Raw genomic sequence first — 13,847 nt, 5'->3', positions numbered from 1 at the left:
CCGCCCATACGGACTTTTATGAGTCACACAATGAACGGCAGATCTAAAGATCATGCCGAAGGTTTGTGATTGCGCGCATGTTGCCGGTCGCAAGATCAAACAATGCACGATCTCTCAGGCATCCCTCCCGATCGAGAAAGAAGCGGATTGCCCAGATCTGGCGTTGTTTCAACGGCTTGTGACGCCGTCCTTTCGACCGGCATTCCAAGCTGAGCGCCCCATTGCATGCGGATCAAATTGTGCAGTACCCATCTCCATTCTCCCTTAACCACCGTTGGTCATCTGGAGAACACTTGAGTTCAACGTGGGGACCGATAGCGAAATCCCTGCGATCGCGCCCGGTGCAGTGAAGCCTGTCTTTCTGCATCTTCAAACTTAACCGATGCTCAACATTATTTTTCTTTCACACCAGTGATTTAGCCTTGCAGGCAGGAAACACGCGACCGTCAAAGAGCTTTCTCGCGGTTCGCATGACGCCGGCTCCGGTGACGCCACCGGAGGCATTCTGTTCGATCAGCACTTCCGCGGCACCGCTCGGATGCTCAACCTTGAAAACGCCGTCGTTCGGCAGCCTGGCACAGTCTGCGGCCGGGCCGGTTGCAAGCGTGCAGGCAGTGGCTGCCGTCACGGCACCAAAAACGCCGATGGAGGCATGGCATCGATGCGGAATGAGGCTGCGGGTCGAGATCGTCCCTCCCCCCATCGGAGGTGAGACCAAAGTCATTTTCGGCACGGATTTATCGGTGACATCGTCGAGGTTCATCAAGGGTCCGGCCTTCAGGCGGATTGCCTCGATGCGGGCCTTCAGCGCCTCGTTGCCGTCGATATCCTCACGGCTTTCAGTTCCCGTCAGGCCGAAATCGGAGGCGCGGAGGATTACGCAAGGCATGCCGTTGTCGATCAGCGTGACTTCGACCCCATCGATAGTGTCGGTCTCGTTTCCTGTCGGCAGCAGAGCGCCGCACAGGGCGCCGGCAATGTTCTGGAAAAACATTGGTACCGGCGCGTGATGGCCGGGGACACCGGCAATCGACGTTGACCCTGCATAGCTGACGCGGCCGCCAGGCGTTGTCACTCGGGCAACCGCCGTCTCGCCAGAATTCACCATATGGATACGGACCGGCGTTTCACCGTCTTCCGCCTTTACCAAGCCGCGTTCGATCGCGAAGGGGGCAACGGCTGCCAGGATGTTACCGCACGCTTGCGCATCGGTGACGACTGCCCGGTCCACGAAAACCTGTAGAAACAGATAGTCGATATCCGCATCATCGCGTGTCGGCGCACTGACAATGGCCGCCTTCGAGGTCAGCGGATCGGCACCGCCTATGCCGTCGATCTGGACCGGGTCGGGCGAGCCCATGATACGAAGCAGAAGTGCATCGCGTTCCTGAGGGTCGGAGGGCAGGTCGGACGCCAGAAAAAAGGCCCCCTTCGAAGTGCCACCACGCATCCAGAGACAGGGAATGCCGTCGATTTCGAAAGCTTCAGACATATTTCAGGCCCTTCTCCGCAAGCCGGGGACGCATGTCATAGATATCTAGCCCAAGTTCCCCTGCCGCAAGCCGCTTTCGCTTGGCTTCTTCGGCTGCAAGACGCTTTTCGGCGGCGGCGAGAACGATTTCCGAGTCCTCTCGGCGCACAACACAGACGCCGTCCTCATCGGCGACGATGACATCGCCGGCATCGATCGCCTGTCCGGCACAAACGATGGGCACGTTCACTGAACCTAGAGTTTCCTTGACCGTTCCTTGCGCCGAGATCGACTTCGACCAGACGGGAAAGCCCATCTCCGCCAGATCGGCTACATCGCGTACGCCGGCATCGATCACCAGCCCTCGGCAGCCCCGTGCCATGGCCGAGGTTGCCAGGAGATCACCGAAATAGCCGTTATCGCAAGGACTGGTTGGAGCCAGCACCAGGATGTCACCCTCGCTCAGCTGTTCGATGGCGACGTGCAGCATCCAGTTGTCGCCCGGAGGCGCGGAAATGGTAACGGCAGAGCCTGCAATTCGGGCACCCCGGTAAATGGGGCGCATGTAACTGGCAAGACACCCGATGCGTCCCTGGGCCTCGTGCACGGTCGCAACGCCTGCCGCACCGAGAGCCTTGATCACCGCGCCATCGGCACGTTGGATATTGGTTCGGACGATACCCATGACGAAATCCTATTTCCTGGTCGGCGGTGTGCCGTGGGTGTGGAAGGTTTCGATGGTCTTCAGACCCCAAGCCTGTCCTTTTTTACGGTCCGCCTCTGTCCAGCAGACCGGTTCCCAGTCGGGTGCGAGGATCAGCCGAGCGCCAGCATTGGCAAGCTCGACCCGATTGCCGGCCGGTTCCCAGACATAGAGGAAGAAGGTGCCCTGGATCGCATGTTTGTGCGGCCCGGTTTCGATATGAACGCCGTTCTGAAGGAAGATATCGGCGGCCCGCAGAATGTCTTCACGCTGGTCGGTCGCATATGTAACGTGATGCAGCCGCCCGGCACCGCCGCCATGTTCTTCCGTGCAAGCAAGGTCGTAAGTCTTGTTGTTGACCGTGAACCAGCAGCCGCCGATCCGGCCATTGTCGAGCTGGATATATTCCGTCACCCGGCTGCCAAGGCAGGTTTCCATGAACTGGCGGAACTCGCTGACGTCTTCGGACAGCAGGTTGAGGTGATCAAGTCGTCGCGGCGCTGCGCCGGTAAAGGCGGAGGCAGTGTTCTTGAGTGCCGCCTTCTCTGTATCCTGTTGTGGCTTGAACCATTTGGTTTCGTAGTAGATTTCGAACACGTGGCCAAACGGGTCCTCGAAGCGGAAAGCGCGGCCATGGCCAAGATCACCGGGCACCCAGCCGTGCACCTTGTAGCCAGAGCCCTCGATAGCACGGACACGCCGGTTGAGCGCCTCCGGTGAGGCAGCACGATAAGCCACGTGACCGATGCCCGTGGTCGTGTGACGCGTCAGCTTCAGCGAATGGAATTCGTAGTCGTCCCAGGCCCTCAAGTAAGCGGATGTCTCGTCCTCACCGGAAAGCGTCAGGCCGTAGACATCGGTGAAGAAGGCTAGGCTTTCCTCATAGCGGTCGGTGTACATCTCGAGATGGCCCAGATGGGCGACATCATTGCAATGATCCGGCATTGGAGACCTCAGAGTTCGTCTACGGTGCGCGGAAAGATCGACTGAAAGCCTTCCGCATATTTGCAGTCCCGGCCACCTGACTGGCCGCCGGAATTGCGTTTGAAATGGTTGGCTCGGTTGATCGCGACGCGGGTGTAATAGTCCCAGAGATGTTCCTGGCCAGCCATGCTTTCGATGGCCGCACGCTTCTTTTCCCAGACGGATGTGATGTCCAGGAACGTGTCCGGCTTCCAGCCCATCTGCTCCGTCTGGTGCGGTTCAAAGAGGTAAAGCTGCGGCGCACCGAGCACTTTTTCACCCGGGTTGTGGCCCCAGGCCTGTGCGATCATCCGGCATTCAAGTGCGACCTGGGTCGCGTACATGTGATCGGTGTTGTAGGGGTCATATTGCGAGTGGCTCAGCATGAAGCTCGGTTGAACCTTGCGGATAACATCGACAACGCAGGCCTTGTCTTCCCGTGTCAGTTCGAGCGGGTAGTCACCTAGATCAAGGCAAACGAGATCATGCACGCCGAGTTTTTCGGCTGCGGTTTCCGCCTCCTTGCGGCGCACGTCCTTGACGCGGTCGAGTGTCATTCCTTCCTGCTTCCAGAGCTTTGCGCTTTCCCCGCGCTCACCGAATGACAGGCAGAGCACGGTGACGTCGTAGCCGAGCTCGCCATGCAGCGCGATGGCGCCGCCACAACGCCAGACGAAGTCAGCTGCATGGGCGCTGATGACAAGTGCAGTCTTGGAAGCTGGCATATCCGGTTTCCCTGTAATTGTTACTTGGCCGGATATTCCCGTCTCTTCCCGCAGAAGGCCAATTCAAAGGGACGCAACGCCTCATAAGTTTTGGCTATAAGGTCTTCCGTCAAAGCTTCTCTGCTGGCAGTCTATGAGGCAGGATCGTTGCGCTTGCACAGTGCGTAACAAAGATACCCGCGAGACACCGACAGGAGAAAACGTTGGAATTCAATCTCCGTCATCTGCGCGTTTTTCTGTCCGCATCGCGCAACTCATCCATCACGAAGGCCGCGGAGGAATGCCGCCTGTCACAACCGGCGGTAACTCAGGCCATCAACAAGCTGGAGGACTTGCTGGAAACGGCACTCTTCCAGCGATCGGCTCATGGCGTGTTCGTCTCCCAGGTCGGCAAGGTGTTCGGACGCCGGGTTGAACGAGCGCTTGGCCTCATCGACGCCAGTTTTCTGGCGACTGCTCCCCGTTTGCAGGTAACTGCCACCGCAGCCCAGCTCCGGGCCTTCGTCGCCGTTTGCGATTGCGCCAACTTTACCCTTGCCGCGCGGCGGCTTGGCATTGCCCAGCCGACTGTGCACCGGGCTGTAAGTCAGCTTGAGAAGGAGGCTCTGAAACCGCTTCTGGAGCGCACATCGAGCGGAATCGTGCCGAGCCGTTCAGGACAGAGCCTCGCCCGCGCGGCCGATCTGATGTTCGCTGAGCTCGCCCAGGCCGCGATGGAAATGTCGGAACTGAAGGGTCGGGAAAGCGGGCGTATAGTCATCGGCGCCATGCCCTTGTCACGTGCTTATATCCTGCCATCGGTGGTAGCCGCCTTCCGAAAGGACTGGCCGCGGATCGAGCTGCAAGTCCTGGACGGGCCCTATGATGAGCTGATCCGGGAATTGCGGCGCGGTGCTGTCGATTTTCTCGTCGGCGCCCTGCGCAATCCGCTGCCGATCGAAGACGTCGAACAAAGCGCGCTCTTCAATGACAGTCTGACGGTGATGGCTCGCAAGGATCATCCGCTGGCCGGCAGAAGGGGCCTTATCGTTGACGACCTAAGGTCCTGGCCCTGGGTCGTTGCCGCCCGAGGCACGCCGACCCGCGGCCACTTCGATCGCCTGTTCAAGGAGAATGGCGGCCAGTTGCCGGAAAGTGTCGTGGAAAGTGGCTCGATGATCTTTGCCAGGGAGTTGCTGGCGTTGAGCGATCATCTTGCCTGTGTCTCCAGCCTCCAGGCAGGCCGGGAAATCGCGGCGGGCCGCATCGTCGCCTTGCCGTTCCAGCTGCCGGACACTTCCCGTCCCATCGGCATCACCACTCGCACAGGCTGGGAGCCGACGGCCAGCCAGAAAGCGCTCCTGGCGCTCCTGCATCGCTACGACCACTGAAAACAAAAGTGAAATTCTATCGATGCTAGCTGCATAATCTTTCGACTATAGCAAAAACTGATGGCGGCGGGACTGCTTTCAAATGGTGCACAGACCTCTCCGGTGAGAAGGAAAGAGCGATCAGGAACCCCTTGCGGTTCCGGAAACGCTCAACGGGAGGATCCGTCCATGAAAATATCCAAGGCACTTACCGGGGCTGCGCTGGCACTCGGCCTTTTTGCAAACGCCTCCCAGGCGAACGAGCTGAAATTCGCCAATTTCATGCCGCCGGCCAACCCCTACCAGGCAGGCGCCTTCGAGCCCTTTGCCGAGAAGCTGGCTGCCGCCACCAACAACGAGATCACCGTTCACATCTATGCTGGTGGTGAACTCGGTCCGGGTCCGGTTGAGCAATTCTCCCGCGCCGTGGACGGTGTAGCGGATTTTGCGGTCGGCCTGCCTGGCTATACCGCCTCCCAGTTCCCGGTGACGCTGCTGACCGAACTTCCCGGCGTCATCGACGAAGAGACCGGCACGGAAGTCATCTGGAAGAACATCGCTCTCTTCAAGCCCGAATTCAAACGCGCCGTTCTCGTCAGCCTCTGGTCCAATGCCGACAACGTGCTCTACACCCGCGAAAAGCCGGTGCGCACACCAGACGATGTCAAGGGTCTGAAGATCCGTGTGCCTTCACGCAACGCGGGTCTGCTGGTCGAGGCCTGGGGTGCAACGCCTGTCTCGATGCCGGTTCCGGAGATCTACAATGCGCTGCAGACGGGGGTTATCGATGGAGCACTCATTGACGGGACCGGCACCAAGGCCTTCAAGCTTGGGGAAGTCTCCAAGTATCTCACTGTTGGCTTCGATACGACCATTTCCCCCTTCTTCATCGTCATGAACCGCGACAGTTTCGCCTCCCTGAACGATGAACAGAAGGCGGCTGTCGAGGAGATCGGCAAGGAGATTTCCGTGACCGCGAACGCGGTACAGCTGGCCGCGGCTCACAAGGGCATCGACGCCTTTGCCGAGATGGATGGCAAGCAGGTCATTCGCCTGTCCGACGAAGAGGCTGCTGCCTTCAACGCGCTCGCCGACGAGGCTCGTGCCAAGGCTATCGAAGAAGCCACCGCCAGCGGTATTGCCGCCGGTGATGTCGTCTCCGCACTGCAGGCGCAGTAACGGCAATGTCTCCCATTTCCAAAAAGGCCTGGCCGGCACTTGTCGACCGGGCCACTCTGGCCCTCGCTGCGCTCGCCGGTCTGTTCCTGCTCTTCCTGGTCGGTCTTGTCTTCGTGGCAGTATTGCTGCGCTACGTGGCTCAGAGCCCGATCCTCGGCATCAACGAGATCGTGCAACTGGTTGCAGTCGCCATCGTCATGCTGGCGCTACCCTGGTGCACGGATCGCAACGGGCATGTGCGTGCGGATGTCTTCGACAGTGCCATCGGACGTGCAGGCCGTTTCTCCGGCGACCTCTTCTCAAGATGTGTCAGCACCTTCGTGCTCTCCGTACTGGTCTACCGCTCCTGGCTGAAACTGCTTGATGCGCGCGAGTTCGAGGATGTCACCAACATGCTCTCCCTGCCGATCTGGCCCTTCTACGGGATGATGGTCGCAGGCATGGGCCTCTGTGTTTTCGTGATGGTTCTCCAGATCGTCGTCATTCTGATGACGGGTGAGGAAATGAAATGACGGATCTGACGCTTGGTGTCCTGGCCTTCGTCGCCCTTTTCGGCCTGATGATCTTCCGCACGCCGGTTGCGTTTGCCATGCTGATTGTCGGCTATTTCGGGATGGCCCTTCAGGGAGGGTTTCGCACCGCCGGTGCCGTTCTGGTCACAGAGACCTACTCCTCGGTCACCAACTATTCGCTGATAGTTGTGCCGATGTTCGTCCTCCTCGGCAATGTCGCTTCCGCGGCTGGCTTCAGTCGCGGGCTTTACGATGCCGCCTATGCCTGGGTCGGACGGTTCCGTGGCGGGCTCGCGTCTGCCTCCGTGCTCGGCTGCGCAGCCTTTTCCGCAGTTAGCGGCTCGTCGGTGGCGACCGCCGTCACGATCGGTAAAGTCGCCCTGCCGGAAATGCGCCGCCTTGGCTATGCAGACGGTCTCTCCACCGGTTCGATTGCTGCCGGTGGCACGCTCGGTTTCCTCATACCGCCCTCTACAGGCTTCGTGCTCTATGCCATCCTGACGGAGGAATCGATCGGCCGCCTCTTCATGGCTGGCATTCTGCCGGGCCTCCTGATGACCGCTCTATTCATGGCGGCCGTCTGGCTGACTGTGCTGAGAAAGCCGGAGGCAGGCCGCCCAGGCGATCCGATGGCCTTTTCCGACCGCTTGCGCATTCTCAGTGCCGCGCTGCCGCTCATCGCTGTCATGGTGCTCTCCATTGGTGGAATCTATGCCGGGGTTTTCACCCCCGTAGAAGCCTCAGCCATCGGCGCCGGGCTCGTAATCCTGATCGCCCTTGCCACAGGGGCGCTCACGCTCAAGACATTCACAGGCGCAGTCCTGGAAACCGTACAGACCTCGGCGATGCTCTACATGATCGTCATCGGCGCCAATGTGCTCAATCCACTGCTCGCCGTCACCAAATTGCCGGTCGCCTTCTCCGATCTCCTGACCGTGCTCGGCTTTGGTCCCTATGGAACGCTGTTTCTGATCCTGATGTGCTACGTGGTGCTCGGCATGTTCCTGGACGGCCTTGCCATGCTGGTGATCACGCTGCCGATCTTCTTTCCCATCGTGCTGCAGCAGGGCTTCGATCCGATCTGGTTCGGCGTTGTCGCAGTGATCGTCATAGAGATGGGCATGATCACGCCGCCAGTGGGCCTCAACGTCTTCGTCATCCGCAGTGTTGCCCGGGATGTGCCCATGGCAACGATCTTCAAGGGCGTTGCTCCCTTTCTGCTGGCGATGATCCTCTGCCTGTTGCTGATCGTTTGCTTTCCGCAGATTGCATTGCTTTTGCCAAACAGCATGTTCGGATAACCGACCCGCACATCGGCAGGGAAAACAGCAAGTTAACTCGGAGCATAACGGGAAAAGACTTCTACTTCTTGCAAGAAGCAACCGAGCATCAACTTGAAGGCGCCCGCAACCAGATGGCATTTTGCTGCATGCGAACGACCAAAGAGGGAAGGCAAAGGCGACATTTGGCGACGGCAGGTCATCGCGAAACAAGAATTGCCCGGAAGTCGTTGACGTTCGTCAGGGTTGGGCCTGAAATAACCTGGTCGCCTAGCGCTGCAAAGAAGGAATGGCTGTCATTCTGGTCGAGTGCTGCGTGCATTGACACTCCCAGTGTCCGGGCACGGGCTGGCGTTGTTTCGTCGATCATCGCACCGGCGACCTCCGCTGCACCGTCGACACCGTCCGTATCGCAGGCAATGGCCGAGATGCCCTTCGCGCCTTCCAACGCGCAGGCGAGTGCGAGGCAGAATTCGGCGTTCGGTCCTCCGGTTCCTCGGCCGCGCCTAGAGACCGTGCATTCGCCTCCCGAAAGCAGCAAGGACGTCTCGCCCGGCGCAAGGACGGCAAGTTCTTCGAGTGCCGTCTTCGCGTGATCGGCTGCGACATCACGCGCCTCGCCTTCGATCGCATCTCCGAGCACCCTGACCCGAATGCCCAGCCGGGCCGCATGTTGCCTTGCGGCGTCGAGCGACATGGCAGGTGCGGCGATCATGACATTTTCCACCCGCGACAATTCGGGCACAGCCCAAGGCCACGTGCCCGCAGGACTGGCAAGAACGGCATGCATCGACGCGGTGAGCCCGATCGACCAGTGCGCGGCAATCTTCCTTGCGTCTTCCGGTGACGTTTCATCGGCAACCGTCGGGCCGGAGGCGACCATTGCTGGATCGTCTCCCGGAACATCGGAGATGATCAGCGACAGCATGCGGGCAGGCCAGGCTGCAGCAGCAAGACGACCTCCCTTGGCACGGGAAAGGTGCTTGCGCAGGGTATTCATCTGCGAGATCGGCGCACCCGAAGCGAGCAACGAACGGGTCAGCTCCTGCTCTTCTTCGAGGGTAATATCGCCAGCCGGACACGTCAGAAGGGCGGAGCCTCCGCCCGAGATCAGAGCCAGGACGAAATCATCCTCTTCGCAAGTATCGAGAAGCTGAAGCAGACGCCGCGTTCCGGCTCGCCCGCGACGGTCCGGGACCGGGTGCGAGGCGCAAACGACTTCAATCCCCTCCAGCTCCCGGGTGTATCCGTCGCGGGTCAGGATCAGGCCTTCACAAGCCCCCCAGACCGCCTCGACAGCCTCGCCCATCCTGGCGGAAGCCTTGCCGGCACCAATGACGACGACGCGCCCTTTCGGGCGCGGCGGCAACACGGAAGGTACGACGCGCATCGGGTCCGCAGCGGCGACAGCAACATCGAATAGTTCCTTCAGGACGGCGCGGTGCCGGCGGCCTTGGGAACGTGTAGCCACCCCCCTGTCAGGAAAGTGCATCGGCGACCGCCTTGCCGCAGGTTATCGTATCCGCCGTCCCGCCCAGATCGCGGGTTCTGAGCACTTGTTCGGCCAAAACCCGTTCGATTGCAGCAACAATGTCAGACGCGGCTTCGCTATGGCCCAGGTGGTCCAGCATCATGGCACCGGCCCAGATCTGCCCGATCGGGTTTGCAATTCCCTTGCCCGCGATATCGGGAGCCGAGCCGTGGACAGGCTCGAACAGCGAGGGGAATGTCCGCTCCGGATTGATGTTCCCGGACGGAGCGATGCCGATGGTTCCGGTACATGCCGGGCCAAGATCGGAGAGGATGTCGCCGAACAGGTTGGAGGCAACCACCACGTCGAACCTGTCAGGGTTCAGCACGAAATGCGCCGTTAGGATATCGATGTGATACTTGTCGACACCGACATCCGGAAAGGCCTTGGCCATCTCCACAACCCGCTCGTCCCAATAGGGCATGGTGATCGAGATGCCGTTTGACTTGGTGGCCGAGGTCAGACTCTTGCGCGGACGCTTCGCGGCCAGTTCAAAAGCGTATTTCAGGACCCGATCCACACCGATCCGGCTCATGACAGTCTCCTGCAGGACCACCTCGCGCGGGGTATCGGCAAACATCTTGCCACCGATCGAGGAATATTCGCCTTCGGTATTCTCGCGCACGATCCACATGTCAATGTCGCCGGGCGCACGCCCCGCCAACGGGCAAGGCACTCCGGGCATAAGGCGGGCGGGACGCAGGCTGATATATTGGTCGAACTGGCGGCGGAACTGGATCAGTGATCCCCAAAGCGATACGTGGTCTGGAACGGTTTCGGGCCACCCCACCGCACCGAAAAACAAGGCGTCGTGGGTTTCGATCCTGGATTTCCAGTCGTCGGGCATCATCTGCCCATGCTTCGCGTAATAGTCACAGGACGCGAAGTCGAATTCGTCGAAATCAATGCCGATGCCGTGCCGTTTGGCGGCGGCTTCGAGAACGCGGAGCCCCTCCGGAACGACCTCCTTTCCGATGCCATCCCCAGGAATAACTGCGATTTTCAAATGATTGTTCATGGCGCTTCCTAGTCGTTGCGGCCGCGGATTGCAGCGATGACTGCGTCGGTGACCATGCGCGTGGTGGCCTTACCGCCAAGATCGGGCGTGTGCAGCGATGGATCGGCGGTGACGTTTTCAACCGCTTGCATCAGCCGTTCGGCTGCCGGCTTTTCGTTGAGGTGCTCCAGCATCATCGCGGCCGTCCAGAAAGTCGCCACCGGGTTGGCGACGCCTTTGCCGGTGATGTCGAAGGCACTGCCGTGGATCGGCTCGAACATCGATGGCGTGTCCCGTTCGGGGTTCAGATTCGCTGTGGGCGCGACTCCGATCGAACCGGAAAGAGCGGCGGCAAGATCGGAAAGAATATCTGCGTGCAAGTTGGTCGCGACGATCGTATCCAGCGAGGACGGGTTCATCACCATGCGTACGGTCATGGCGTCCACCAGCATCTTGTCCCAGGTTACGTCGGGAAATTCTCGTGCGATTTCGGCGGCGATCTCGTCCCAGAGCACCATGCCATGCCGTTGCGCGTTGGATTTCGTCACTACGGTCAGCAGCTTGCGTGGGCGGCTTTGCGCCAGTCGGAAGGCAAAGCGCATGATACGCTCAATACCGGCGCGGGTGAAAATCGAGACATCCGTTGCCACTTCCAGCGGCAGGCCCGGGTGGGACCGACCACCCTGTCCTGCATACTCCCCTTCCGAGTTCTCACGAACAATAACCCAGTCGAGCTCTCCGCCGTTCACATGACGAAGGGGCGACCGAATGCCGGGCAGGACCCGGGTTGGGCGGACATTTGCGTACTGATCGAGCGGCTGGCAGATCGACAGGCGCAGTCCCCAGAGGGTCAGGTGATCGGACACATCGGGTGCGCCGACCGCACCGAAGAGGATCGCATCGAAGGCCCGCAACCGATTGGCGCCGTCCTTGGGCATGAATTCGCCCGTGCGTTTGTAGCGATCTGTCGACCAGTCAAAGCTCTCGACCTCGAATTCGAAGCTGCCGTCTCGGCCGGCCAGCGCATCCAGCACCTCCAGGCAAGCATCGACGACTTCCACACCTATCCCGTCGCCGCCGATGGCGGCGATCTTGTGCGTTCTCTTGCTCATGATTTACTCCAGTTCAGAAAAGCAGTCCGGCGGGCATGCGCAAAAGCAACACATTCGCCATAAGCCACCAGAAGCCCGTACAGATCGCTATGCCGGCGACAGACCAGATCAGCCAGACACGAACCGCCGGACGGTCGTAATCCGCGATCGCCATGATCAGTCCGAAAGCAACGAGGCTGGTGGCAAGGAAGCCGATCTCAGGCATAGCAATGACCCACGCCATCATTACCGCGCCGAGTGCCGTCCTGCGGCGGGTGCCGCTGTCAAAGGCCGGGTTTGTACTTGCTGGGCCTGCCGGACGGCGGATGTGCTGGACGATCAGCATTGCGGAAAAGACCATCAGGGCGACGGATATGGTTTTCGGAAACACCGAGCCCAATGGCGACATGCTACCGGCCGCGGTGTAGGTCCACACGCCGAGCGCGATGAGGAGGGCGGCGATGACCATTGATGGCAGGTTGCGGGTCTTTCCTTCGGGCTCGATCCCAGCGCCGGCGTCCTCCACCACCGCACCGGCTACCTCGAGCTGGCGACGGCGTTTCGCCTTCCATTCCGACCAGATCGGGAAAAGGAGCGTCAGAAGCGCGACGCAGATGATACCGATGCTGATCGGACGCCCGAAGAACATTTCGGGAATACGGCCGGATGCATTGCCGATGAGCCAAGTCTGCACGAAGCCCTGTTCAGCGATCGAGCCGAGTACCAGACCGAGCACGATCGGCGAAGGCTGAAAGCCATAGCGGTTCAGGATCCAGGCGAGGATCCCGAGCGCGACCATGAGCTGAGAGTCCTCCACGTTGGAATGGATCGCAAAGGAGCCGATGATCGTCAGGAGAGCGACGGTCGGAGCAAGGACGGACTTGGGCACCTTGATGATGGAATTGTAGGCGTAGCGTCCGATCAGAAGCCCCACCGGCAGCATCAGCACCGTGGCTATCAGCAGTCCCCAGATGAAGGTGTAGACCACTGGTGCGTCGGTGGTGAACAGTGTCGGGCCTATCTTGATCCCCTGGACCAGGAGAGCGCCCAGGATGATCGCATCCGGCGGTGTTCCCGGTATCCCGAGGACCAGTGTCGGGATAAAGCCACCTCCGACGGTCGCGTTGTTGGCGGCCTCCGTCGCGATGACACCTTCGGGGTTACCCTTGCCGAAGCTTTCAGGCTCGCCCGACGAACGGCGGGCTTCGGAATAGGATACAAGACCTGCAATGGAACCGCCTGCACCCGGCAGAATGCCAATGACGGTACCGATGATGGAGGATCGCAGGATATTGAACTTACTCGCGATCGCCTTGCGCGTGCCTTCCATTAGCCTGAGGCCGCCGGTGGCAGAGGGTTTCAGGTGCGGGTCCGCGGTCGCGACGAGATCGAGGATCACCGGCACGCAATAAAGGCCGATGATTGCAGAAGTCAGATCGATCCCCGACAAGAAGCGCTGCATCCCCATGGTGTAGCGAACGTCTCCGCCGACAACGGCAACGCCGACCATCGACAGGAACAGGCCGATACAGGCGCCGATCAGTCCCTTTATCGTATTGCCGACAGACAGGGCCGCAATGAGGGTCAGTCCGAAGACTGCCAGCCAGAAATATTCCGTGGGGCCGAAGGCAAGCGCGACTTTGGCGAGCGGCGGTGCCAGCATCAGGAGTGCAAGCGCTCCGATGATGCCGCCGGAAACCGATGCGATGGTTGCCAGCGAAATTGCAAGCCCGCCATCGCCACGCTTGGCCATGGGGAAGCCATCGAACGTCGTCGCGATCGCCGAAGGTGTTCCGGGCGTATTCACAAGGATTGCGGCAAAGGCGCCGCCGTAAATGGCGCCCGTGTAGATCGCGCCGAGGGCAATCAGGCCCGCGGCGGGATCCATGGTGAATGTGAAGGGGACAAGCACGGCCACCGCCATGGTCGCCGAGAGTCCGGGCAGTGCGCCAATCACCGTTCCGAGGACCACGCCGACAAGCGCGAGCATCAGGTTGAACGGCGTCAGGGCGTCCAGAAGGTAGCCGAGAATGTCCATCTTCGCAT

12 protein-coding genes and 1 pseudogene are annotated in these 13,847 nt (G+C 60.3%); 4 read left to right on the top strand and 9 right to left on the bottom strand.

Features of this window, described 5'->3' with window-relative positions; all coding sequences use genetic code 11:
* Positions 1 to 88: 88 nt before the first annotated feature.
* From ACP90_RS28895 to ACP90_RS08320, 5 genes and pseudogenes are all read right to left on the bottom strand, one after another.
* Positions 89 to 252, bottom strand: a pseudogene (locus ACP90_RS28895) (integrase); the annotation flags it as partial.
* Between the two features lie 151 nt (positions 253 to 403).
* A complete protein-coding gene (locus ACP90_RS08335; protein WP_062487872.1) occupies positions 404 to 1,492 on the bottom strand; it encodes a 4-oxalomesaconate tautomerase in 1,089 nt (362 codons plus the stop codon).
* Positions 1,485 to 2,156, bottom strand: a complete 672-nt coding sequence (locus ACP90_RS08330) for a 4-carboxy-4-hydroxy-2-oxoadipate aldolase/oxaloacetate decarboxylase (RefSeq protein ID WP_062487870.1) — start codon at positions 2,154 to 2,156, stop codon at positions 1,485 to 1,487. The genes ACP90_RS08335 and ACP90_RS08330 overlap by 8 nt, the downstream gene beginning before the upstream one ends.
* A gap of 9 nt (positions 2,157 to 2,165) precedes the next feature.
* Complete coding sequence (locus ACP90_RS08325) at positions 2,166 to 3,119, bottom strand: VOC family protein (protein ID WP_062487868.1); 954 nt, start codon at positions 3,117 to 3,119, stop codon at positions 2,166 to 2,168.
* A gap of 8 nt (positions 3,120 to 3,127) precedes the next feature.
* Entirely contained in the window at positions 3,128 to 3,862 is a 735-nt protein-coding gene (locus ACP90_RS08320) for a PIG-L deacetylase family protein (protein WP_062487866.1), read from the bottom strand.
* 203 nt (positions 3,863 to 4,065) lie between these two features.
* Here ACP90_RS08320 and ACP90_RS08315 point away from each other — a divergent pair, with 203 nt between their 5' ends.
* From ACP90_RS08315 to ACP90_RS08300, 4 genes are all read left to right on the top strand, one after another.
* Positions 4,066 to 5,232, top strand: a complete 1,167-nt coding sequence (locus ACP90_RS08315) for a LysR family transcriptional regulator (RefSeq protein ID WP_062487865.1) — start codon at positions 4,066 to 4,068, stop codon at positions 5,230 to 5,232.
* A 168-nt stretch (positions 5,233 to 5,400) separates the two neighbouring features.
* Positions 5,401 to 6,390, top strand: coding sequence for a TRAP transporter substrate-binding protein (locus ACP90_RS08310; protein ID WP_062487863.1), 990 nt, complete (start codon positions 5,401 to 5,403; stop codon positions 6,388 to 6,390).
* Between the two features lie 5 nt (positions 6,391 to 6,395).
* Positions 6,396 to 6,902 (top strand): TRAP transporter small permease, encoded by a 507-nt coding sequence (locus ACP90_RS08305; RefSeq protein ID WP_062487862.1) that lies wholly within the window; start codon positions 6,396 to 6,398, stop codon positions 6,900 to 6,902.
* Complete coding sequence (locus ACP90_RS08300; RefSeq protein WP_062487860.1) at positions 6,899 to 8,203, top strand: TRAP transporter large permease; 1,305 nt, start codon at positions 6,899 to 6,901, stop codon at positions 8,201 to 8,203. The genes ACP90_RS08305 and ACP90_RS08300 overlap by 4 nt, the downstream gene beginning before the upstream one ends.
* Positions 8,204 to 8,381: 178 nt before the next feature.
* Here the strand turns inward: ACP90_RS08300 and ACP90_RS08295 are convergent, their stop codons facing one another.
* Genes ACP90_RS08295 through ACP90_RS08280 form a run of 4 tightly spaced genes read right to left on the bottom strand, consistent with a single transcriptional unit; the run spans position 8,382 to position 13,839 of the window.
* Positions 8,382 to 9,653, bottom strand: a complete 1,272-nt coding sequence (locus ACP90_RS08295) for a glycerate kinase (RefSeq protein ID WP_286145747.1) — start codon at positions 9,651 to 9,653, stop codon at positions 8,382 to 8,384.
* Positions 9,654 to 9,660: 7 nt separating this feature from the next.
* Positions 9,661 to 10,731: a tartrate dehydrogenase gene (locus ACP90_RS08290; protein ID WP_062487856.1), complete on the bottom strand. Its 1,071-nt coding sequence runs from the start codon at positions 10,729 to 10,731 to the stop codon at positions 9,661 to 9,663.
* 8 nt (positions 10,732 to 10,739) lie between these two features.
* Positions 10,740 to 11,822 (bottom strand): tartrate dehydrogenase, encoded by a 1,083-nt coding sequence (locus ACP90_RS08285; protein WP_062487854.1) that lies wholly within the window; start codon positions 11,820 to 11,822, stop codon positions 10,740 to 10,742.
* Positions 11,823 to 11,835: 13 nt separating this feature from the next.
* Complete coding sequence (locus tag ACP90_RS08280) at positions 11,836 to 13,839, bottom strand: tripartite tricarboxylate transporter permease (RefSeq protein WP_062487852.1); 2,004 nt, start codon at positions 13,837 to 13,839, stop codon at positions 11,836 to 11,838.
* Positions 13,840 to 13,847: the final 8 nt, after the last annotated feature.

The sequence above is a fragment of the Labrenzia sp. CP4 genome (genome assembly GCF_001579905.1).
Taxonomy (GTDB): Bacteria; Pseudomonadota; Alphaproteobacteria; order Rhizobiales; family Stappiaceae; genus Roseibium; species Roseibium algicola.
Note: the sequence above shows the minus strand (reverse complement) of the source record. Positions and strands in the feature narration are given on the sequence as shown.